The 22,215-nt window shown below is 68.3% G+C and carries 21 protein-coding genes; 15 read left to right on the forward strand and 6 right to left on the reverse strand.

Annotation, left to right across the window (positions count from 1 at the left end; translation table 11 throughout):
* Positions 1–19: 19 nt before the first annotated feature.
* The 6 genes from ASD82_RS04435 (at position 20) to ASD82_RS04460 (ending at position 5,230) form a co-directional block, all read left to right on the forward strand.
* Positions 20–781, forward strand: coding sequence for an ABC transporter ATP-binding protein (locus ASD82_RS04435; protein WP_056716005.1), 762 nt, complete (start codon positions 20–22; stop codon positions 779–781).
* Complete coding sequence (locus ASD82_RS04440; RefSeq protein ID WP_056716008.1) at positions 778–1,533, forward strand: ABC transporter permease; 756 nt, start codon at positions 778–780, stop codon at positions 1,531–1,533. The genes ASD82_RS04435 and ASD82_RS04440 overlap by 4 nt, the downstream gene beginning before the upstream one ends.
* A complete protein-coding gene (locus ASD82_RS04445) occupies positions 1,533–2,888 on the forward strand; it encodes a GldG family protein (protein ID WP_056716012.1) in 1,356 nt (451 codons plus the stop codon). Before ASD82_RS04440 ends, ASD82_RS04445 begins: the two co-directional genes overlap by 1 nt.
* Before the next feature lie 3 nt (positions 2,889–2,891).
* Positions 2,892–3,389 (forward strand): hypothetical protein, encoded by a 498-nt coding sequence (locus ASD82_RS04450; protein ID WP_056716023.1) that lies wholly within the window; start codon positions 2,892–2,894, stop codon positions 3,387–3,389.
* Positions 3,390–3,555: 166 nt separating this feature from the next.
* Entirely contained in the window at positions 3,556–4,383 is an 828-nt protein-coding gene (gene mutM, locus ASD82_RS04455) for a bifunctional DNA-formamidopyrimidine glycosylase/DNA-(apurinic or apyrimidinic site) lyase (protein WP_056716026.1), read from the forward strand.
* Between the two features lie 247 nt (positions 4,384–4,630).
* The gene (locus ASD82_RS04460) at positions 4,631–5,230 is read left to right on the forward strand and encodes a nitroreductase family protein (RefSeq protein ID WP_056716030.1); all 600 of its coding nucleotides are present in this window, start codon (positions 4,631–4,633) and stop codon (positions 5,228–5,230) included.
* A gap of 144 nt (positions 5,231–5,374) precedes the next feature.
* On the opposite strand, the gene ASD82_RS04465 is transcribed toward ASD82_RS04460, so the two are convergent.
* The 3 genes from ASD82_RS04465 to ASD82_RS04475 all read right to left on the reverse strand — a co-directional run bounded on the left by ASD82_RS04465 (position 5,375) and on the right by ASD82_RS04475 (position 8,272).
* Entirely contained in the window at positions 5,375–6,145 is a 771-nt protein-coding gene (locus ASD82_RS04465; RefSeq protein WP_056716033.1) for a hypothetical protein, read from the reverse strand.
* A 22-nt stretch (positions 6,146–6,167) separates the two neighbouring features.
* On the reverse strand, positions 6,168–6,800 hold the full coding sequence (locus tag ASD82_RS04470) for a thymidine kinase (RefSeq protein WP_056716036.1): 633 nt from the start codon (positions 6,798–6,800) through the stop codon (positions 6,168–6,170).
* A gap of 128 nt (positions 6,801–6,928) precedes the next feature.
* A complete protein-coding gene (locus ASD82_RS04475; RefSeq protein WP_082585237.1) occupies positions 6,929–8,272 on the reverse strand; it encodes an NAD(P)/FAD-dependent oxidoreductase in 1,344 nt (447 codons plus the stop codon).
* 104 nt (positions 8,273–8,376) lie between these two features.
* Between ASD82_RS04475 and ASD82_RS04480 the strand changes: the two genes are divergently transcribed.
* Positions 8,377–10,359 carry a UvrD-helicase domain-containing protein gene (locus ASD82_RS04480; RefSeq protein ID WP_056716039.1) on the forward strand — a complete coding sequence of 661 codons (1,983 nt, stop codon included), beginning with the start codon at positions 8,377–8,379 and terminating at the stop codon, positions 10,357–10,359.
* Positions 10,360–10,395: 36 nt separating this feature from the next.
* Here ASD82_RS04480 and ASD82_RS04485 read toward each other — a convergent pair whose 3' ends face one another.
* Positions 10,396–11,427 carry an AI-2E family transporter gene (locus ASD82_RS04485; protein WP_056716042.1) on the reverse strand — a complete coding sequence of 344 codons (1,032 nt, stop codon included), beginning with the start codon at positions 11,425–11,427 and terminating at the stop codon, positions 10,396–10,398.
* Between the two features lie 138 nt (positions 11,428–11,565).
* Here ASD82_RS04485 and ASD82_RS04490 point away from each other — a divergent pair, with 138 nt between their 5' ends.
* The 6 genes from ASD82_RS04490 to ASD82_RS04515 all read left to right on the forward strand — a co-directional run bounded on the left by ASD82_RS04490 (position 11,566) and on the right by ASD82_RS04515 (position 18,122).
* Positions 11,566–12,462 carry an HAD family acid phosphatase gene (locus ASD82_RS04490; protein ID WP_056716043.1) on the forward strand — a complete coding sequence of 299 codons (897 nt, stop codon included), beginning with the start codon at positions 11,566–11,568 and terminating at the stop codon, positions 12,460–12,462.
* A gap of 294 nt (positions 12,463–12,756) precedes the next feature.
* Positions 12,757–13,686: a hypothetical protein gene (locus tag ASD82_RS04495; RefSeq protein WP_056716046.1), complete on the forward strand. Its 930-nt coding sequence runs from the start codon at positions 12,757–12,759 to the stop codon at positions 13,684–13,686.
* Positions 13,687–13,717: 31 nt separating this feature from the next.
* The gene (plsB, locus tag ASD82_RS04500) at positions 13,718–16,366 is read left to right on the forward strand and encodes a glycerol-3-phosphate 1-O-acyltransferase PlsB (RefSeq protein ID WP_056716048.1); all 2,649 of its coding nucleotides are present in this window, start codon (positions 13,718–13,720) and stop codon (positions 16,364–16,366) included.
* A gap of 28 nt (positions 16,367–16,394) precedes the next feature.
* A complete protein-coding gene (gene ubiE / locus ASD82_RS04505; RefSeq protein WP_056716051.1) occupies positions 16,395–17,162 on the forward strand; it encodes a bifunctional demethylmenaquinone methyltransferase/2-methoxy-6-polyprenyl-1,4-benzoquinol methylase UbiE in 768 nt (255 codons plus the stop codon).
* Between the two features lie 79 nt (positions 17,163–17,241).
* Complete coding sequence (locus ASD82_RS04510) at positions 17,242–17,508, forward strand: DUF2249 domain-containing protein (RefSeq protein WP_056716053.1); 267 nt, start codon at positions 17,242–17,244, stop codon at positions 17,506–17,508.
* Positions 17,508–18,122, forward strand: coding sequence for a hypothetical protein (locus ASD82_RS04515; protein ID WP_056716056.1), 615 nt, complete (start codon positions 17,508–17,510; stop codon positions 18,120–18,122). The genes ASD82_RS04510 and ASD82_RS04515 overlap by 1 nt, the downstream gene beginning before the upstream one ends.
* Before the next feature lie 12 nt (positions 18,123–18,134).
* Here the strand turns inward: ASD82_RS04515 and ASD82_RS04520 are convergent, their stop codons facing one another.
* Both ASD82_RS04520 and ASD82_RS04525 read right to left on the reverse strand, forming a co-directional pair.
* A complete protein-coding gene (locus tag ASD82_RS04520) occupies positions 18,135–18,833 on the reverse strand; it encodes a glutathione S-transferase family protein (RefSeq protein WP_056716059.1) in 699 nt (232 codons plus the stop codon).
* A 19-nt stretch (positions 18,834–18,852) separates the two neighbouring features.
* Positions 18,853–19,770: a DMT family transporter gene (locus ASD82_RS04525; protein ID WP_056716061.1), complete on the reverse strand. Its 918-nt coding sequence runs from the start codon at positions 19,768–19,770 to the stop codon at positions 18,853–18,855.
* Positions 19,771–19,909: 139 nt separating this feature from the next.
* Between ASD82_RS04525 and ASD82_RS04530 the strand changes: the two genes are divergently transcribed.
* Both ASD82_RS04530 and acpA read left to right on the forward strand, forming a co-directional pair.
* Positions 19,910–20,404, forward strand: a complete 495-nt coding sequence (locus ASD82_RS04530; RefSeq protein WP_056716064.1) for an Lrp/AsnC family transcriptional regulator — start codon at positions 19,910–19,912, stop codon at positions 20,402–20,404.
* Positions 20,405–20,427: 23 nt separating this feature from the next.
* The gene (gene acpA, locus ASD82_RS04535) at positions 20,428–22,125 is read left to right on the forward strand and encodes an acid phosphatase (RefSeq protein ID WP_056716066.1); all 1,698 of its coding nucleotides are present in this window, start codon (positions 20,428–20,430) and stop codon (positions 22,123–22,125) included.
* Positions 22,126–22,215: the final 90 nt, after the last annotated feature.

Below are 22,215 nucleotides of genomic sequence, written 5' to 3' on the forward strand. Positions count from 1 at the left end.
GCGCCATGACAATCAGGCAATGACCACCATCGTTCCGGCCTCACCCAAGACCGTGCTGCAACTGGATCGCCTCAGCCGCCGACGCGCCGGCCGCCAGGCCGTGCGCGAGCTCAGCCTGGCGCTGAGAAGCGGCGAGGTGATGGGCCTGCTGGGCGTCAACGGCGCCGGCAAGTCGACCACCTTGTCGATGATCGCCGGCGCGCTGCGCCCGGACAGCGGCGGCATCCAGCTGAACGGCGAGGATTTCCTCGAGTATCCGGAACTCGCCCGCCACCAGATCGGCTGGCTGCCCGAGCGCGCGCCGGTGTGGGCCGAGCTCACGGTGGAAGAGCACCTGGACGCGCACGGGCGCTTGCGCGGCATGAACGGCAGCGACCTGCGCGCGGCCCGCAACGCAATCATCGAGCGACTGGAACTGCAGCCACTGGCCCGGCGCCTGGCCGGCGTGCTGTCGCAAGGCCAGCGCCAGCGGCTGGGGCTGGCCTGCGCGCTGCTGCATCGCCCGGCCCTGCTGGTGCTGGACGAACCGGCCAACGCGCTCGATCCGGTGCAGGTCGCCGCCTTGCGCGCGCTGATCCGCGAGCAGGCCGCCGCCGGCACCGCGGTGATCCTGTCCACCCACCTGCTGGCCGAGGTGACCGCGGTGTGCGATCGCGTGGCGATCCTGCACGAGGGCACGCTGCGCCATGACGGCGCCGTGCTGGCCGACGACCACGCGGCACTGGAACAGACCTTCTTCGGGATTGCGATGAACGGCAGCGACAAGGCGCAGGCCGCATGACTCTGCTTGCGGTGGCACGACTGGAATGGCGCCGGTTGCTGGTGCGCCCGCTGGCCTGGGTGCTGGCGGCGTTGACGCTGGCCTGGCTGGCCTGGAACTTCACCCTGCTGCTGGGCATTTTCCTGGCCGGCCAGATCCAGCGCGCCGCCCAGCCTGACGGCCCCGGCTTCGTCGACCTGGTCGGCGTGCCGCTGCTGGGCCAGCTCGCCCAGCTGGCCTTCCTGGTGGTGCCGCTGCTGGGCATGTCGGTGATCGCCGGCGAACGTCGCAACGGCACCTTGCCGCTGATGTTCGCCGCGGGCGTGCCCGCTTCGCGCATCGTGCTGGGCAAGTACCTGGCCCTGCTCGGCTGGCTGCTGCTGTGGCTGGCACTGACCCTGGCGATGCCGCTGGTGCTGGTGCACGCCACCCACTTCGACTGGGGCAAGCTGGCCGCCGCCAGCCTGGGCCTCGCCCTGATGCTGGCAACGCTGGCGGCGATCGCGGTGGCCTGCTCCAGCTTCGCCTCGCATCCGGCGATTGCGGCTGCCGCCGCCCTGGTCATCGCGCTGGCGCTGTGGAGCGTGAACCTGGGCGCGCAACTGGCCGGCATCAACGGTGGCGCGGTCAACTGGCTGGCGATGAGCTCGCACCTGCAGCCGCTGCTGCGCGGACTGGTGTCCAGCGCCGACGTCGCGTGGTTCGTGTTGCTGGCCGCGCTGTCGCTGGTGCTGGCGACGCGCCGGCTCGCCGCCGACCGGGAGCGTGGCTGATGCGAAACCTGTTCAGACGTCTGGACGGCTGGCTGTTTGCCGCGCTGCTGGTGCTGGCCTTCGCCGCGCTGGGCTATCTCTCGGCCCGTTACGCGAAGCAGTCCGACTGGACCGCCAACGGCCGCACCAGCCTGTCGGCGGAAAGTCGCGCCGTGCTGGCGCAGCTGCAGGGCCCGGTGGAAATCGTCAGCTACGCGCGGCCGCAGGGCGACCTGCGCCAGACCGTGGCCGGCTTCCTGCAGCGCTACCAGGCGGTGAAGCCCGACCTCACGCTGCGCTTCGTCGACCCGCAACTGGACCCGGCGAAGATGCGCGAGCTGGGCATCACGGTCGACGGCGCGCTGATCCTGCACTACCAGGATCGCGAGCAACGCCTGGACGAGTTGTCCGAGCGCAGCCTCACCAATGCGCTGGAACGGTTGCTGCGCGGCCGCGACCGCATCGTGGCCTTCGTCACCGGCGACGGCGAGCGGCGCGCCGACGGCCAGGGCAATGGCGACCTGGGCACCTTCATCACCCAGTTGGAAAGCCGCGGCATGCGCGCGGTGCCGCTGAACTTCAGCCAGGTCAGCGCCGTGCCCGAGCACACCGACCTGGTGGTGCTGGCCAGTCCGGAAGTGGCGCTGCCGCCGGCGGCGGTGCAGGCGCTGGTCAACTACGTGGCCAACGGCGGCAACCTGCTGTGGCTGGCCGAACCGGCCAACGACGATCTCGGCCTCAAGCCGCTGGCCGCTGCGCTGGGCGTGCGCGTGCTGCCCGGCGTGCTGGTCGATGGTTCGGGCGCCGCGCTGGGCCTGCATGACCCGCGCCTGATCACCCTGGGCGACTACCCGGCGCAGGCGATCACCCACGGCTTCAGCCTGACCACGCTGTTTCCGCAGGCCTCCGCGCTGGCGCAGCTCGACCAGAGCGGCTGGGCGTTCGCGCCATTCCTGCGTTCCAGCGCGCAAAGCTGGACCGAGTTCCAGCCGATCGACAACGCGAAGTCGTCCGACATCCGTTTCGATGCCGACGTGGGCGAGCTGAAAGGTCCGCTGGATTTCGGCTTCGCCCTGAGCCGGCTGTCGCCCAGTCCGGACAAGAGCGAGCAGCGCGCGGTGGTGATCGGCGACGGCGACTTCCTGTCCAACACCTACCTGGGCAATGGCGGCAATCGCGCGCTGGGCGAACGCGTGTTCGACTGGCTGCTCGGCGACGACAAGCTGGTCAACCTGCCCCCGCGGGGCGCGCCGGACCGGCTGCTGCAGATCTCGCAGGGCGAGTTGAACGCGCTGAGCTTCGGCTTCCTGATCGCGCTGCCGCTGCTGCTGTTGCTGATCGGCGGCGCCATCGTGTGGCGTCGGCGGCGGCGCTGAGCGATGAAGCGCGCGCAGCGTGGCAAGCTGTTCCTGGTGCTGGGCGTGCTGATCCTGCTCGGCGTGGCCGGTTGGCAACTGCAGCGTGATGCCAGCCGGGAAACCGGCCCGCTGACCACGCTGGACCCGGCGACCATCACGCAGATCAGCCTCACCCTGCGGGGCGCCACCCCGCTGGATTACCGCAAGCACGACGACGGCCACTGGTGGCGCACCGACGGCACGCCCGGCCGCGTCGCCAACGACGACCGCCTCGACGATCTCGCCGGCATCGCCGCCGCCCATGTGCTGAGCTGGCGCCCGGCCAGCGATTTCGACCCGGCGAAAATCGGCCTGCAGCCGCCTCGCGCGGTGCTGGTGCTGGATGGCGAAAAGCTCGAGTTCGGTGAAAGCTCGGTCACCGGGCCGCAGCATTACGTGCGCGTGGGCGATCGGGTGGCGCTGGTGTCGTCGCGCTACATGCCGCGATCGCCGGCCATCGCCGTGACCGAGCTGCACTGAGAGGTTGTGAGCTTCAACCTCTCAGGCCGGCCACGGATGGCCGGGCGCGAATCAGTCATGTAAATGACTGATTCGTATGAGCACGTCCGGGCGTGTACCGGACGTGCGATAGAGGAAAACCACAGAAAGTGGTTTTCTTCACAAACTCTGAGCGACCGGATCGAACGTGCCCGAACTGCCCGAAGTCGAAACTACCCGTCGCGGCATCGCGCCGTACCTGATCGGCCGGCGCGTGACCGGGGTGACCCTGCGTCGTCCCGACCTGCGCTGGCCGATTCCGCCGGAGATCAGCTCCGTGCTGCCCGGCCAGCGCATCGACGCGGTGGAACGCCGGGCGAAATACCTGCTGCTGCACACCGAAGCCGGCAGCGCGCTGCTGCACCTGGGCATGACCGGCGTGCTGCGCGTGCTGCCGCCGGACGCGCCCATCGGCAAGCACGATCACGTGGACATCGCGCTGGAACGCACGACGGCACAGGCACCGCGCATCCTGCGCTTCACCGACCCGCGCCGCTTCGGCTGCCTGCTGTGGCAGGCGCCCGGCGAGACCCACGAACTGCTGGCGAAGCTGGGGCCGGAACCGTTGACCGACGCGTTCGACGGCGACCTGATGTGGCACCTGTCGCGCGGACGCACGGCGGCGGTGAAGCTGTTCCTGATGGACAACGCCGTCGTGGTGGGCGTGGGCAACATCTACGCCAGCGAGGCGCTGTTCTACGCCGGCATCGATCCTCGGCTCGCCGCGGGCAAGGTCTCACGCGCACGCTACGCACGACTGGCCGCCGAGGTGAAACGCCTGCTGGCCTGGGCCATCGAGCGCGGCGGCACCACCTTGCGCGACTTCATCAGCCCCGACGGCGCACCGGGCTATTTCTTCCGCGAGCTGATGGTCTATGGCCGCGCCGGCGAACCCTGCCGGGTGTGCAACACGCCGATCCGCCAGGTCACCCTGGGCCAGCGCTCGACGTTCTGGTGCCCGCACTGCCAGCGCTGAAGCAGGCCGGCACCCGTCCGCCCATTGTTTCTTTCTGGAAACAGACTAACCACGAGCCGCCGGCTAGCCAGGCCGATTTTCGGGCCTAACATGTTCGCCATGGATCGCGAAATGCAGCGATGAAGGCGACAAAGCGGAACTATTCCGTGGCCACAAGGGACAACACGGCCATCCGGCACTGTTTCCGTAACAAGCCTTCTCCAATCCGCGATTCCCATGCATTGACCCCATTGCCCGAGGAATCCCCATGAACAGCACCCTGATCGAATCGCTCAAGCAGCGCCGCACCCAGTACGCGCTGGGCAAGAACGTGTCGCTGGACAAGGACGCGCTGACCCAGCGCATCAAGGAAGCCATCCGGCATACGCCGTCGTCGTTCAATTCGCAGAGTTCGCGCGCCGTGATCCTGTTCGGCGAGCAGAGCGAGAAGTTCTGGGCGCTGACCAAGGCCGAGCTGAGCAGGATCGTGCCGGCCGACGCCTTCGCCCCCACCGCCGCCAAGCTCGACAGCTTCGCCGCCGGCGTCGGCACGGTGCTGTTCTATGAGGACCAGTCGGTGGTGAAGGGTCTGCAGGAGCAGTTCGCCCTGTACGCGGACAACTTCCCGGTGTGGTCCGAACAGGCCGGCGGCATGGCCCAGTTCGCCGTGTGGCTGGCGCTGACCGAGGCCGGCGTGGGCGCCAGCCTGCAGCACTACAACCCGGTGGCGGACGAGGCGACCCGCCAGGAATGGAATGTGCCGGCGACCTGGAAACTGCGCGCGCAGATGCCGTTCGGTTCGCACGAAGGCGGCTTCGGCGAGAAGGCCTTCATGGACGACAGCCAGCGCTTCATCGTCAAGGGCTGAGAGGTTGTGAGCTGGCTCGGCCACGGATGGCCGGTCGCGGATCGGTCACGCGAGTGACTGATTCGCAGTCCCTCATCCTTCGGGCTGGCGAAAAAAAGGGCGACACTTCGGTGTCGCCCTTTGTCGTTGCGGCCGCGGCGGCGCTTACTGCGGCCAGTGGAACGCGATATGGGTGTTGTTGAAATCCGGATCGTCGAGGCTGCCGCCGGGTTGCGCGACGAGGCCTTCGGCCAGGCCGTCGACCTCCAGTTCCTGGCCGGCGGCGAAGTTCGCGCCCAGCGACAACAGTTCCACCAGTCGTTCGCACAGCACGCCGGCGCGATCGATGTCGCCCTCGGGTACGTTGTGCAGGCTGAGGTCCGGACGGCCGAACTTGCGCATGCCGCGGGTGTGTATCCACGACCGATCGGCTGCTTCCTCGCCGCTGCGCAGGATCAGCACGTGGTTGCGCGGCGGCGCGCCATCCTTCACCAGGTAGTGGCGGCGCCAGTGGTCGGCGTCGAACAGGGTGAGGATCTGCGGATCGAGGATCGCCGTGCCGCCCACGTCGAGCATGCCGGCCAGCACGCCCAGCGTGTCGCGCAGGTAGTCCAGGGTGTCCGCGTCCTTGAGCACGCCGCGCACCACCAGCACCTCGGGCGCGATGCGCGCGTTCTCGTACGCCGCCGGCGTGTCTTCCCTGATCAGCTGGCCCAAGGCGCCATTCAGCGGATAGCCTTCCCACTGCCGCAGCACCGCGTTCTGGAAACGCTGGATCTCTACACCGGCGGGCAGGCCCGGGCTGCCATAGCGGGGCGACGGGATCAGCAACTCGGGCTCGAACTTGCCGAACACATAGAACTGCAGCACGGCCTCTTCTTCGCCAGGCTGCCAGTACGGCCGCGGCCAGCTGACGGCGGGGGTGACTTCGCTCATGCAGATTCCTTGATGGTCCGTTTCATTCGCGCTCGCCCAGCGGCAGCACGGTCTGCTGCAACTCGATGCGGCCGTCGCCCGCGCTGATCTTCTTGAACTCGGCGCGGCTCACCGAGACATAGCGGTCGTTGCCGCCGATCTCAACCTGCGGGCCGTCGGTGACGGCACGGCCGTGCTCATCCACGCGCACCACCATGGTCGCCTTGCGGCCGGTGTGGCAGATCGTCTTGATCTCTTCCAGGTTGTCGGCCCAGGCCAGCAGGTGGCGGCTGCCCTCGAACAGCTCGCCGCGAAAGTCGGTGCGCAGGCCGTAGGCCAGCACCGGGATGTTCAGCCGGTCGACCACGTCGCTGATCTGCCACACCTGCGCCTTGCTGAGGAACTGCGCCTCGTCGACGAACACGCAGTTCAGCGCACCGCGCGCCGCGATATCCTGCTCGACCAGCGCAAACAGGTCCTCGTCATTGCTGAAACGGCGCGCATTCGCCTTCAGGCCGATCCGCGAAGCCACCACGCCCTCGCCGAAACGGTTGTCCAGCGCCGGCGTGAGGATCAGCGTGCGCATGCCGCGCTCGTGATAGTTGTATGCGCTCTGCAGCAGCGTGGTGGTCTTGCCGGCGTTCATCGCCGAGTAATAGAAATAGAGCTTGGCCATGGGTGCCGGGATTGGAGAATGGGAACGGGGAACAGGGAACGGCAGGAGCAGCGCCGAGGCCAGACCACGCCGCCCAGTTTCTCACAGACACCGGACTGCCAGAGCCGCCGCCCGACCGTTCCCCGTTCCTAATCCCGATCCAAAGGCGTATTGCCGCCGGTGAACCGCAAGCGCGCCTGCACCAGCCGATACCTGTGCTCGTCACGCCAGCGGCGCCAGTCGCGCAGGCCGCAGATCGCGTAGACCAGCTTGAACAGCTGCAGGCGCCACAGCACCTTCGGCGTATCGAACAGGTCGCCAGCCAGCATCGAGATCACGCCCTGCTCCAGCTGCCAGGTGTTGCGGGGCTGGCGGAACATCTGCTGCATCACCGGGCCGTTGAAGCGGTAGATGAAGAACGAGAAGCGGGCCATGCCGGCGCGCTGGCGCTTTTCCAGCTTGCGCAGCAGCGACAGCTCGCGCGACGGCTCGCGCAACGCCTGGTCAACCACCTCCGCCGCCTGCTCGGCGCCGCTCATCGCCAGGTACACGCCGGAGGAAAACACCGGGTCGAGGAAGGCGAACGCGTCGCCGACCAGGATCCAGCCCGGCCCGCCCATGCAGGTGGAGTCGTAGGAGTAGTTGCCGGTGACGCGCACCTCGTTGTCGACCAGCTCGGCATGCTGCAGGCGCGCCCACAGCGCCGGGCTGAGCTTCAAGGTATCGAGCAGGAAGTCGACGGTGCGGCCCTTGCGCTGCTTCAGATACTCCGGCCGGCACACCGCGCCCACGCTCATCACGCCATCGGGTAGCGGGATCATCCACATCCAGCCGTAGCCGAAGCTGTAGATGCTGATGTTGCCCGCGTCTTCGCCGGCGCGCGTTTCGGCGCCGCGAAAGTGGCCGAAGATCGCCGCACTCTGGTGCTGGTCGTTCTTGCGGCGCAGCTTCTTCCTCGAAGACAGCAAGGCATCGCGACCGCTGGCGTCGACCACGTAGCGGGCCTGGATCGCGTAGCTGTCGCCCTGGTCGGTCTTCACGTCCAGCCAGCTCTCGCGGGCGCCGCGCTGCTCGACCTGCACCACCTCGTGGCCCTCGCGCGCATCGGCGCCGGATTCGCGGGCGTGGTCGTAGAGCATCTTGTCGAAATCCTGCCGCCACACCTGGTACGCATGTGGCGGGCTCTGCCCGATCGCGCGGGCGAATGCGTAGGTGTTGTAGCCGCGTTCGTTGTCCGCCTCGAAATCGGCGCCGGGCTTGAACACGCCCATCGCACACACCTTGTCCAGCACGCCGAGACGCTCGAACACCGGCAGGTTCATCGGCAGCAGCGACTCGCCGATATGGAAACGCGGGTGATGGGCCTTTTCCAGCGCGATCACCTTGTAGCCCTTGCGCGCCAGCAGCGTCGCCGCGGTGCTGCCGCCCGGGCCGCCACCGATCACCACCACGTCGCACTGTTCCACCTGCTGCTCCACCTGCTGCTCCGCCATGCCTCTCCCCAGCGACTGTCGTGGGCGGATTATGGCCGATGCGCGGCGGCGCGCCAGCGAGGCTCTGCTAACATCGGCCTCCGCATCACGCACTGTTCCGATCCATGCTCAACCCCCAACAACAGGCCGCTGTCGAACACTGCGAGGGGCCGCTGCTCGTGCTGGCCGGCGCCGGTTCCGGCAAGACCAGCGTGATCACCCAGAAGATCGCGTACCTGATCCAGCGCCGCAAGCTCAGTGCGCACAAGATCGCCGCCATCACCTTCACCAACAAGGCCGCGAAGGAGATGCGCGAGCGCGTGGCGAAGCTGGTCAGCAGCGAGGACGCGGCCGCGCTCACCGTGAGCACCTTCCACGCGCTGGGGCTGAAGTTCCTGCAGATCGAGCACGCGCGCGCCGGCCTGCGCCGCGGCTTCTCGGTGCTGGACGCGGACGACAGCGGCGGCATCGTCAAGGAGCTGGCGCCCAAGGGCGTGAAGAACGACGTGCTGTTCGGCATCCGCAACCTGCTCAGCCGCGCCAAGAATGGCGGGCTGTCGCCGGAGGAGGCGCTGGCCGCCGCGCGCAGCCCGCGCGAGATCGAGGCCGCCACCATCTACGACCTGTACCAGCAGCGCCTGAGCGCGTTCAACGCCGTGGATTTCGACGACCTGATCCGGCTGCCGCTGCGCATCCTGGAGTCCGACGCCGAATGCCGCGAGGCGTGGCGCGAACGTTTCCGCTACCTGCTGGTGGACGAATACCAGGACACCAATGACGCGCAGTACCGCCTGCTGAAAGCGCTGACCGGCGAGCGCGGCGGGATCACCTGCGTGGGCGACGACGACCAGTCGATCTACGCCTGGCGCGGCGCGAACCCGGAGAACATCGATCAACTCGGCCGCGACTGGCCCAACCTGCGCGTAATCAAGCTGGAGCAGAACTACCGCTGCGGCAAGCGCATCCTGCGCACGGCCAACAAGCTGATCGCCAACAACCCGCACCTGCACGAAAAGAAGCTGTGGAGCGAGCACCCCGAAGGCGCGCCGATCCGCGTGCTGGAATGCAAGGAAGCCGAACACGAGGCCGAGCGCGTGGCCGCGATCGCCACCACCCTGGCCGAGAAACACAAGGCGCGCTGGGACGACATGGCGATCCTGTACCGGGGCAACTTCCAGGCGCGGCCGCTGGAAAAGGCACTGCGCCTGGCGCGGATTCCCTACCACCTCACCGGCGCGCTGAGTTTCCTCGACCGCGCCGAGGTGAAGGACATCCTGTGCTACCTGCGCCTGCTGACCAATCCCAGCGACGACGCCGCCTTCCTGCGCGTGGTGAACGTGCCCAAACGCGAGATCGGCGCGACCACGCTGGAGAAGCTGGGCCAGCTTGCGCAGTCACGTCACTCGTCCCTGCTCGACGCTACCCGCAGCGACGGCGTGCTGCGCCAGCTCACGCCGCGCCCGGCCGCGGCGCTGGCTTCGTTCGCCAACCTGCTGGACGAACTGCGCAGCGCCTCGCTGCACGAGAACGCCGCCGACCTGGTCGAACTGATCTTGAAGCGCACCGGCTACGCCGCGCAGATCATCGCCAGCACGCCCGACGCCAGCGCGCGCGATCGCAAGCTGGGCAACCTGCAGGAACTGGCCGGCTGGTTCCGCGCGATGCAGAAAGGTGGCAACACGGCGGGCGACCTCGCCTCGCAACTGGCCCTGCTCAGCCACGCCGATCGCGACGAGCCGGGCAACGCGGTGCGCATGATGACGATGCACGCGGCCAAGGGCCTGGAGTTCCGCTTCGTCTTCATCGTCGGCTGCGAAGACGGCACCCTGCCGCACGAAGGCGCGATCGACGAAGGCCGCGTCGAGGAAGAGCGCCGGCTGATGTACGTGGGCATCACCCGCGCCAAGGAATTGCTGACGCTGTCGTGGTGCGCGCAGACCAAACGCTACGGTGAGGTCCACCGCAACCAGCCCAGCCGCTTCCTGCACGAACTGCCGCAGGAGGACCTGCACTGGCAGGGCAAGGACCCCGAAGCGGACAAGGAAGTGACCCGCGAAACCGCCGAATCGCACATGGCGCGGATCAAGGCGATGCTGGCCGGCGGGTGAGTCGGGATCCGGGATTCACCCCGGCATCGCCCGCGGTTACAGCAGGTTCTCCGCTTCCAGTTCGCTCTTCAGGTAGGCGTAGTAGATCGGCGCGGCGATCACTCCGGGCAGGCCGAACGCGGCTTCCATCAGCAGCATGGCCACCAGCAGCTCCCAGGCGCGGGCGCGGATCTGCGTGCCCACGATGCGCGCGTTGAGGAAGTATTCCAGCTTGTGGATCAGGATCAGGAACACCAGCGCGGCGATGCCCACGCCCAGCGACACGGACAGTCCCGCCACCGCGATCGCGGTGTTGGAGATCAGGTTGCCCAGCACCGGCAGCAGGCCGACCACGAAGGTCACCACCACCAGGGTCTTGGCCAGCGGCACGTGGATGCCCATCAACGGCAGCACGCCGAGCAGGAAGATCGCGGTGAACACGGTGTTGATCAGCGAGATCTTGATCTGGGCGAACACGATGTTGTGGAAGGCCTCGGCCAGGCGCTGGCAACGCTGGCTCAGCGCGGCGGACAACGGCCCCATCTGATGCGCGGGACGGGTGCGGCTGAGCGCCACGATCGCGCCCAGCACCAGGCCGATGATGATGTGCACGAACACCCGCACCGCGCCCTTGCCGGCCAGTTGCAGGGTCGCCGCATGCTTGCGTGCCAGTTCGATCGCGCCCACGCGCAGGTCGTCCACGCTGTCGGGCAGGTTGTTCACCAGCAGCGGCGGCAACTGCGCGCGGGCCTTTTCCACCAGCGGCATCAGCTGCTGCTGCCACAACAGCTGCGGGTTGCCGATCTCGTTGTGGAACAGGCTGATCGCACCCAGGATCAGCAGGATCAGCAGGCCCACCACCACCGCGCCCAGCACCGCCACCACCACCACGCGGGCGCGATCGCCGGAAATGCGCCGGCCCAGCAGCGGCACCATCGCCTGGACCAGTTCGAACACCAGCAGGCCGGCCAGCAGCGCCGGCAGCAAGTGGATTTCGATGACCAGCAGCAGGGCCGCCGCGGTCAGCAGGTAGCTCGCGTAACGGATGGCCGGCGAAGGCGCGCGCGAGGCGGGCAGGGAAGAATCCATGCGGATGAAGTCGTGGCGGCGGGGACGCCAGTCTGTCAGCAGGCCGCCGCCGCGGCCAGCCCCGCCATGCGACTGTCGTAGACTCCGTTCATGCTGTCCTACCGCACCAGCTCCAGTCCGTCTTGCCAAGGATTCCCCATGTCACTGCGCCTTCCCTCGACCCTGCTCGCGTTCGCCCTGCTGGCCGGTTGCGCCGCCGCGCCCACGCAGCACGCGGCCGTCGCGCCGCCTGCTGCGCCGGTGCCTGTCGCCACGGCGACGGTCGCCGCCAACGACAACCTCAATGCGGTGGCGTGGAGCCAGCACGCGATCGAACATGACCTGATCTACCTGCAGACTTACCGCGACGCACAGTCGCGCCTGCTGGCCGCGCTGCGTGACCGCCACTGGGATGCGCTGGGCCGCAACGATCGCACCACGCCACTGAAGGGCCTCAAGCCCGCCGTGATCCTGGACATCGACGAAACCGTGCTGGACAACTCGCCGTCCGCCGCCCGCATGATCCAGGGCAACCGCGAATACAACGAGGCCGAATGGGCCGCCTGGTGCCGCGAGGCCATCGCCCGCGCCCTACCCGGCGCCGTCGAGTTCACCCAGTTTGCGGCGAAGCACGGGATCGCGGTGATCTACATCTCCAACCGCGCGAAGGACCTGGACCAGGTCACCCTGGCCAACCTGCGCAAGGCCGGCCTGCCGGTTGCCGGCCCGGAATCGTTCCTGGGCCTTGGCACCGTGGTCGAGGGCTGCGAACAGGCCGGCTCGGAGAAGGGTTGCCGCCGCCAGCTGGTGGCCCGGCACTATCGCGTGCTGATGCAGTTCGGCGACCAGATCGGCGACTTCGTCGACGTGCCGCTGAACACGCTCGACGGCCGGCGCAAGGCGGTGGCCGACTACCTGCCGTGGATCGGCACGCGCTGGTTCGTGCTGCCCAACCCCACCTACGGCTCGTGGGAACCGGCGCTGTTCGGCAACGACTGGTCCGCTTCGCCCGAGCAGCGTCGCCAGAAGAAGATCGAGGCCTTGCGCACGCATTGAATTTCATTTTTAAATCAATAACTTGTAGAACAAAAGAAAAGTGTTGCCTCAGCTTTGACGAATCGTTAATATCTCGCTGCCAACACCTGCTGACCGAAGTGCTTTGCAGGCAAGGCCATTTCCCTTCCGGCTCTGCCGGATTTCCCCGCGAGGCCAGCGCCCGCGGGGTTTTCTTTTGGCGGCTTCGCAAAAACCTGCAGCCGCGCTTGTCTCGACCTCGTCACGGCCCTTACCCTGCGCGCCTACCCGCCAGGCGGCGCATCCGCGCCCGCTCCCCACGCGAGAACCGATTCGATGCGCCTGCCCGTCCTGCGTCACGCCCTGCTGCCCCTCGTCGCCACCCTGCTGCTGGCCAGCTGCCACGGCAAGGACGAGCCGGCACAGGCCGGCGGCAGCACGCCGGAAGCGGCGCTGCAGTCGTCGGTGGACCTGCTCCGCAGCGGTGACATCAACGGGCTGTGGAGGCATCTGCTGCCGCCGGCCGACTACGCCAACATGCGCGCGGACTGGACCCTGCAACAGCGCCACGCCCAGCCAGACAGCGCCGCGCAGCGCGCCCGCTTCAGCGAAACCCTGCGCAAGCTGACGGCCCCGGACGCGGAGAACACGCTGTATGCGGAGCTGCAGCCGAAACTTACGCAGATGCAGCAGCAGTACCAGGACCAGCTGCCGGTGCTGATCAGCGTGGGCGAGGCGCTCCTGAAGCGTTCCATCGCGCGGAGCCCGAGCCTGGGCGAGACGCAGAAAGCCCAGCTCGGCAGCGTGCTGGACACCTTGCTGCCGTGGGCGCAGCAGGCCCCGTGGTTCGACGCGGCCCATGCGAAACAGGCGATCGGCGTGGCCGTGGCCACCGCGCGCAAGCTGGACGTCAAGGATGCCGACCAGCTGCGCGGCCTGGATTTCGACGCCACCATGACCAGGTACGCGACCGGCTACGCGGGCGCCAAACAGCTGCTGGCGATCTACGGCCTGTCGATCGATCAGACGCTGGACTCGGTCCGCTTCACCCCGGTGTCGAACAGCAACGGCCACGCCGTGGTGAAGCTCGACTACACCCTGCTCGGCAAGCCGCTGTCCGCCGAAGCGAAAATGGTCGAGGAAAACGGTCGCTGGTACAACGAGGAACTGCTCGAGAACGCCCGCCGCTCGCACGCCCGGCTGCAGCAGCAGGCGGCCCTGGCCGGTACGGTCGCCGCCGCGGCCAGCCCCGTAACGAAAGACTGATCCGCCCAACCGTTAGAATAGGCGGATGCCCATGATCACGACCGCGGACGCTCCTGCCCGCCAACCCGCTCCCTGGTGGTTCAACCTCGCCGGCCAGCTGCTGCAGCCCTGGGTGCGCATCCGCCGCGATCCGGCCGAACCGGCGACCCTGCTGCAGGCCGGCGTGCCGGTCTGCTACGTGATCGAGCGTGACGGCTTTTCCGACGCACTGATCCTGCAGCGCGCCTGCCGCGAGGCCGGCCTGCCCAGCCCGATGCAGGCACTGTCCGGCACCCGCCGGCGCCGCTCGGTGTTCGCGCTGACCCGCCGCGACGGCTGGCTCTTCGGACGCAACCGCAAGCGCGCCGCCAGCGAGCCGCTGCGCCAGCTGGTGCATTCGCTGGAAGGCCGGCCCGAGCTCGACGTGCAGATCGTGCCGGTGTCGATCTACGTCGGTCGCGCGCCCAGCCGCGACAGCGGCTGGTTCCGCGTGCTGTTCTCGGAAAACTGGGTGATGGTGGGCCGCTTCGGACGCCTGCTTGCGCTGCTGCTGAACGGACGCGACACCGTGGTGCACTTCTCTGCGCCAGTGTCGCTGCGGCAGATGCTGGACGAGTCCGGCACGATCGCGCCGGAGCGTTTCGCGCGCAAGGTCGCCCGGGTGCTGCGCACCCATTTCCATCGCATCCGTGCGGCGGTGATCGGTCCCGACCTGTCGCACAAGCGCACCGTGGTCGACGCGGTGCTGAACGCCGAACCGGTGCGCGCGGCGATCGCCGCTGCCGCCGCCAAGGAAAAGATCAGCCACGCCAAGGCCTGGCGCAAGGCGCACAAGCTGCTGCTGGAAATCGCCGCCGACTATTCGCATCCGGTGGTGCGTTCGGCCTCGTTCCTGCTCAGCAACTTCTGGAACAAGCTGTACGACGGCATCGCGATGCACCACTTCGACAAGGCCCGCGCCGCCGCGCCCGGCCACGAAGTGATCTACGTGCCCTGCCACCGCAGCCATGCCGACTACCTGCTGATGAGCTACCAGCTGCACGTGTCCGGCGTGGTGGTGCCGCACATCGCCGCCGGCGTGAACCTCAACCTGCCGGTGATCGGGCCGATCCTGCGCCGCGGCGGCGCGTTCTTCCTGCGCCGCAGCTTCAAGGGCAACGCGCTGTATTCGGTGGTGTTCAACGAGTACGTGGCGCAGCTGATCGATCGCGGCGTGCCGATGGAATACTTCATCGAGGGCGGTCGCTCGCGCACCGGCCGCCTGCTGGCGCCACGCGCCGGCATGCTGGTGATGACGGTGCGCGCGTTCCTGCGCGCGCCACGCCGGCCGGTGCTGTTCCAGCCGGTCTACATCGGCTATGAAAAGTTGATGGAAGGCAAATCCTACGCCGGCGAGCTGAGCGGCCAGGCGAAGGAGAAGGAGTCGCTGATCGGCCTGCTGCGCGGCCTCAAGGTGCTGCGCCAGCGCTATGGCCACGTGGCGCTGAACTTCGGCGAGCCGATCGAACTGACCCCGTTGCTCGACGCGGCCAGCAGCGACTGGCGCGCCGCCGGCGCCGATCCCGACGTCAAGCCCGAATGGCTGAACAGCGTCACCGACCGGCTGGCCGAACAGATCCAGATCAACATCAACCGCGCCGCCGACGTCAACCCGATCAACCTGCTGGCGCTGGCCCTGCTGGCCACGCCCAAGCACGCGATGGCCGAGGCCGACCTGCTGACCCAGCTGGAACTGGGCAAGGCGATGCTGGAAGAACTGCCGTACTCGGACCGGGTCACGCTGACGCCGATGAATCCGGCTGCGATCATCGCCTACGGCGAACAGATGGGCTGGATCCAGCGCGTGCAGCATCCGCTGGGCGATGTGCTGACGGTGAGCGCCGAACAGGCAGTGCTGCTCAGCTACTTCCGCAACAACGTGCTGCATCTCAACGCCACCGCGGCGTGGGTGGCCTGCTGCTTCCTCAACAACCGCCGCATGTCGCGCGCCTCGGTGCTGCGGCTGGGCCAGATCATCTACCCGTTCATCCAGGGCGAGCTGTTCCTGCCCTGGGATGCGGACGGCTTCGTGGCGCAGCTGGAAGCGACCATCGACTTCTTCGTGCGCCGCGGCCTGCTCGAGTCCACCAACGACGGCCGCAGCCTCGAGCGCAGCCCCGGCCAGGACGACGGCGCGTTCCAGCTCAAGGTGATCGCCCGCAGCCTGATCCAGGCGTTCGAGCGCTACTACATCACCATCGCCGCACTGGCCAAGAACGGTCCACACACGATGAGCGGCGGCGAACTGGAAAGCGCCTGCACGCTGACCGCGCAGCGGCTGTCCCTGCTCAACGAACTGAGCGCGCCGGAGTTCTTCGACAAGGCGCTGTTTCGCGGCTTCATCCAGAAGCTGCGCGAGCGGCGCATCGTGTGGACCGATGCCGACGGCAAGCTCGATTACGACGCCGCGCTGGAAGGCATGGTGCGCGATGCGCGGGTGATCCTGTCGCGCGAAGTGCGCCATTCGATCCTGAAGATCACCCCCGGCGGCGAGCGGGAAACGGCCACCGAAGAATCGGCCGATGCCGTGCCCGCGCCGCCCATGGCGCTGCCCGACGACGCCTCCGCCGCCGACCTGCACCAGCGCCACGTCGACGCCGAGCAGCACGAACACGAACGACGCAGCGGCGACGATCGTCGCGGCCCCACTCCCGACGCCTGACCACGGCGTTCCTGTAGCATTGCCGGCCATGAACGAACAGCCCAAGACCACGCCCGAATCGACCACCCACTTCGGCTTCCGCGACGTACCCGTGGGCGACAAGCAGAAGCTGGTCGGCCAGGTGTTCACCTCGGTCGCGCGCAGTTACGACCTGATGAACGACCTGATGTCGTTCGGCACGCACCGGCTGTGGAAGCGCCACTTCGTGGCCACCAGCGGCGTGCGCCGGGGCGACCGGGTGCTCGACCTGGCCGGCGGCACCGGCGACATCGCCGCGCTGCTCAAGCCGGTCGTAGGCGACCAGGGCGACATCGTGGTGGGCGACATCAACGCGGCCATGCTCGGCGTCGGCCGCGACCGCATGACCGACCGCGGCCTGGTTTCCGGCTTGCGCTGGGCCCAGCTCAACGCCGAGGCGCTGCCGTTCCCCGACAACAGCTTCGATGCGGTGACCATGGCCTTCGGCCTGCGCAACGTCACCGACAAGGACAAGGCGCTGGCCGACATCTGCCGTGTGCTGAAACCCGGCGGCCGCGCCCTGGTGCTGGAATTTTCGAAGGTCCAGAGCGAGCTGTTCGGCAAGCTCTACGACTTCCACTCGTTCAGTATCCTGCCGAAGCTCGGCCAGCTGTTCGCCGGCGACGCCGACAGCTACCAGTACCTGGCCGAGTCGATCCGCAAGCATCCCGACCAGGCAACCCTGAAAGGCATGATGGAGCGCGCCGGCTTCGGCCGCGTCGAGGTGCGCAACCTCACCAACGGCATCGTGGCGATCCACCGCGCGTACAAATTCTAGACGCGCGCTGATCCAGATCAGTGGCCCGCCGCGGCTTGCGGCGTATGTTGGGCTCCTCTTCCCCGTGAGCCCAACCAAGATGTCCATTGATCTCGCTGCAGAACCGAACACCCATCTTTTCGATGCCCGCGGCGTCGCCCGCCGCTTCCGCCATTCGGCGATCTTCGGCGCGATCGGCGCGCTGCGTTCGGGCGAGACGATGCGCTTCGTCAACGACCACGATCCGATTCCGCTGATCGCCCAGTTGCGCGAACGCCTCGGCGACAACCTCAGCGTGACCTACCGCCAGCGCGATGCGGACGCCGTGGTGATCGACTTCGGCATCACCGGCCTGCCGGTGGAGTGATGCGCTACCCGCCCTTCTTCGACGAGGCGCCGGCGATCACCTTGCGCGATCCGCTGGCGGACCTGCTTGGCGCGGCCGACGACGGCCTGATCGACTACCGCTACATCGACGCCGTGCGGCTGGCCGGCCACTCCTGTCCCACCGTGGCCGGCGCCTGGCTGATGGCGCGTGCCGCGCTGCGCGCGCTTTATCCCGATGGCCCCGCCGAACGCGGCGGAGTCAGCGTGGAAATGAGCGGCGCGGAAGACGAGGGCGTCAACGGCGTGATCGGCCAGGTGTTCACCCTGGTCACCGGTGCCGCCGCGGCCAACGGCTTCCACGGCATTGCCGGCCGCTTCGCCCGGCATTCGCTGTTGCACTTCTCCACGCCTGACGCAGGTGCAGGCCTGCGGGTGCATCGACGCGACAACGGGAGAAGCGTGTCGGTGGAGCTGGATCTCGGCGATGTCCCCGCACCGGCCAGCCTGCGCCCGCTGCTGGGGGCGGCGCTCGATCCGAAAGCCACGCCAGAACAGCGCGCGGCCTTTGGCCAGGCGTGGCAGGAGCGGGTGAAGTGCCTGTTGCTGGAGCATGCCGACGATCCCGCCGTCGTTCGCGTGACGCGGCTGAACTGAGCGCGGCGCGCCTCAGCTCGCCGGCGCGCGCAGGTCCTGCCAGACCGTGCCCGACTGCCGCGCCTCGCGCTCGTGTTCCTCGTCGCGCCAGCTCTCCTGCAGCGCGGCGTCATACCAGCGGCGCATGCCGGGCAGCGCCAGCAGCCGTTGCGCATAGTCCGAGGCTGGCGCGCCCAGCTGCAGGCCGTAGCTCTGGATGCGGAAGGCCACCGGCGCGAAGAATGCATCGACGGCGCCGAACTTCGCGCCGGCCAGGAACGGTCCGCCGAACCGTACCAGCCCTTCGCTCCACAATTCATCGATGCGTGCGATGTCGCCCTGCAGCGCCGCCGGCAGCTCGTCGGGCAGGCGGATGCGCAGGCCGCAGTTCATGCCGCACCGGTTGCGCAGGGCGGCGAAGCCCGCGTGCATTTCCGCGGCGGCGCAACGCGCCCAGGCACGCGCATCCGGATCGGACGGCCAGACGTCCATATGCCGCTCGGCCAGGTATTCGGCGATCGCCAGCGAATCCCATACCACGCGCTCGCCGTCGTGCAGGCACGGCACCTTGCCGCTGGGCGAGAACGCACGGAATGCCTGCCAGCTGGCACCGTTGCCCTGGGCAAACGTCACCAGGTGTTCTTCGAACGGAATGCCCAGCTCGCTGAGCAGCAGCCACGGCCGCAACGACCACGACGAATAGTTCTTGTTGGCGATGTGCAACTGGTACATGTCGTGCAACCTCCCGTGGTCAATTCTGTTCGCAGGTTTCGATCGGCGGCGCGACCCGCACGGGCCGCCGCCGCGCGTTGGCCAGCACCACGCCGCCGATGGTGACCGCGCCGCCCACCAGGATCGGCGCGTTCGGCACTTCGTGCAGCCACAGCCAGCCGATCAGCAGCGCGATCGGCGGCGACAGGTAGATGAAGCTGCTGACCTGCGATGCCGAGGCACGGTTCACCGCCATGTTCCAGGCCAGGTAACCGACGAAGGTGGGCGCGATGCCCAGCCACAGCAGCGCGCCGATGTGCGACCACGACGCGGCCGCCAGCGCCTGCGGCAGATGCCAGCCGAACGGCAGCGCGCCGAGCGTGCCGGCGAACATCGCGAACGCGGTGACGCCGACCATGCTGCTGCGGGCGAACAGTGCCTTCTGGCCCACGAAGAAAATCGCCGAGACGGCGACGCAGACCAGCACCAGCAACGCATGCGGGTCCACCTCCACCCGCTGCCCACTGGCCAGCACCACCAGCACCGTGCCGAGCAGGGCCAGCGCCAGGCCGATCCAGGTGCGCAGGGTCAGCCGCTCGCCGATCCAGAATGCCGACACCGCCGCGGTGGCCGCTGGCACCAGCGAGATCAGGATCGAGGCGGTGCCGCTGGCGATCCGCGTCTCGGCGTAGTTCAGGCACAAGTGATAGACGGTGAGGCCGAGCACGCCGAGCAACGCCAGTTGCGGCCAGTCACGCGGCGCCGGCAGGGGCACCCGCTTCACCCACAGCAGGACGGCGAAACACAGCGATCCGGTCAGCAGCCGCGCAAAGGCCACCTCGCCCGGGGTGAACGAGGGCAACGCATAGGCGATCGCGGCATACGCCGACGACCAGGTGAGCAGGGCGATCGCGATGGCCAGCAGCGCGCGGCCATCGAGACGGTCAACGGTACCCATGGGGACGCATTCCTGAAACGGGGAAGTGCGCATCCTAGTCTTGCCGGTCGCGCCGAGGAATAATGCACCGAAGCGTTTCACGCCGTTTCGCCAGCGATCGAATTCATCGATACCTGATCCTGCCTTGGAATCGAAAGTCATGGAATCAAAGCTCGAACTGGACGCGAAGGACTGGCAGCTGCTCGAAGCGCTGCAGCAGGATGCGCGCCTGGGTTACGCCGAGCTGGGCCGCAAGGTGCGGCTGTCCGCGCCGGCGGTCGCCGAGCGGGTGAAGCGGCTGGAGGAAGCCGGTGTGATCAGCGGCTACCGCGCCACGGTGAACCCCAGGCGGCTGGGCTACGGCATCAGCGCGATGATCCGGTTGCGTTGCGACGGCGTCACCTGCGCGCGCATCGGCGCACTGGTGGAGGACATCCCCGAGGTGCTTGAGTGTCGCCGCCTGGCCGGCGAGGATTCCGCCCTGCTGCACGTGGTGGCGATGTCGATCGGCCACCTGGAATCGGTGCTCGACCGGCTGCTCAAGACCGGAGCCAGCAACAGCACCACCACCCTGATCGTGCTGCAGACGCCGCACGAACACCGCCCGCTGACCCGCGCGATGTGGAACGCTGCACTCGCCGCGTCACGCGACTGACCCTCTCCCCTGCGACCCATCCCATGACCGACAAGCCCACCACCCCGCCCCCTTCGACCACCACCGGCGCGCCCGCCGATCCGCAACGCCGCCGCCTGCTCGGCGGCCTCGCGATGGCCGGTGCCGCGCTCGGCGTGAGCGGCTGCCAGCCGTTCGGCGAGCGCCGCGCAGCCACGGCGCCGGGCGCAGGCGACGCGGCACTCGATGCGCAGCTGCGCCAGCACATCCACCACGTGGTGGTGCTGTACGCCGAGAACCGCAGCTTCAACAACCTGTTCGCGAACTTCCCCGGACTGGCGCAACCGCTGCAGGCGCTCGACTCGCCCGCCTACCGCCAGCGCGAACGCGATGGTCGATTGCTCGACGAATTGCCGCCGGTATGGGGCGGCCTGGCGCCACACGCGCAGACCGTCGACGGCCGTCACTACCAGATCGGGGAAGACGCGATCCGCGGCCTGCCCAACCGCCCGTTCGTCCTGCGCACGCCCGAGGGCGACGCACTGCCGCACGGCGTGATCACCCGCGACCTGGTGCACCGCTTCTATGAGAACCAGCTGCAGATCAACGGCGGCAGGAACGACGGCTTCGTGGCCTGGGGCAACACCGGCGCGATGACGATGGGCCACTACGGCGACGGCGCGGCCAATCTGCGGCTGTGGAAGCTCGCCGAACAATTCACCCTGTGCGACAACTTCTTCATGGGCGCGTTCGGCGGTTCCTTCCTCAACCATCAATACCTGGCCGCCGCGCAGCCGCCGTATTTCCCGCACGCCGACCGGCACCCGGCGAAGATCCAGATCGCCACCGTCGAAGGCGACGACCCGACCGGCCTCCAGCGCGTGATGGCCGAGGATTCGCCCGCCAGCGCGATGCAGGGTCGCCCGGAGTTCGCCTCGCGCGACGCACTGACGCCGGACTTCTGGGCGGTCAACACGATGGGGCCGGCCTACGCGCCCGCCTTCAGCCACGACAAGCGCGACCCGCGCTTCGCCGATCCGGACAGCCACAACACCTTGCCACCGCAGGTGCACGCCAGCATCGGCGATGCGCTGTCCGACGCGGGCGTCGACTGGGCCTGGTACGCCGGCGGCTGGCAGCTGGCGCTGGACGGCCATGGCGACGGCGACCACAAGGCGTTCCCGGAAATACCGAACTTCCAGATCCACCACCAGCCGCTCAACTACTTCCGCAGCTTCGCGCCGGGCACGCCGGCACGCGCGCAGCACCTGCGCGACGCCGGCGTGGGCAACCGCGCCGACAGCAACCACTTCATCGCCGCGATCGAAGCCGGCACGCTGCCGCCGGTGTCGTTCTACAAACCCCAGGGCGACCTCAACATGCACGCGGGCTATTCCAGCGTGGATGCCGGCGACGAACACCTGGCGCAGGTGGTAGCGGCGCTGCAGAAAAGTCCGCTGTGGCCAAACATGCTGGTGGTGGTCACCGTGGACGAGAACGGCGGCTGGTGGGATCACGTGGCGCCGCCGAAGGGCGATCGCTGGGGACCGGGTTCGCGCATCCCCGCGATCATCGTGTCGCCCCACGCGAAGAAGGGTTTCGTCGACCACACCGTCTACGACACCGGCTCGATCCTGCGCTTCCTCACCCGCCGCTTCGGCCTCAAGCAACTGCCCGGCCTGAAACTGCGCGACGCCTCGATGATCGCCGCCGGCGGCCCGCCACCCGGCGACCTCACCGCGGCGCTGCAGTTCGACGCCTGAGCCCCTCCCGGCCTCCCCCTGCAGGCAGAGGGAGAAGCAAATCGGGCCGCGCGAAACTCCATCGCCGCCGGGATACCCTCCCCTGCTCCG

The organism is Rhodanobacter sp. Root179 (assembly GCF_001428465.1).
Lineage (GTDB): Bacteria > Pseudomonadota > Gammaproteobacteria > Xanthomonadales > Rhodanobacteraceae > Rhodanobacter.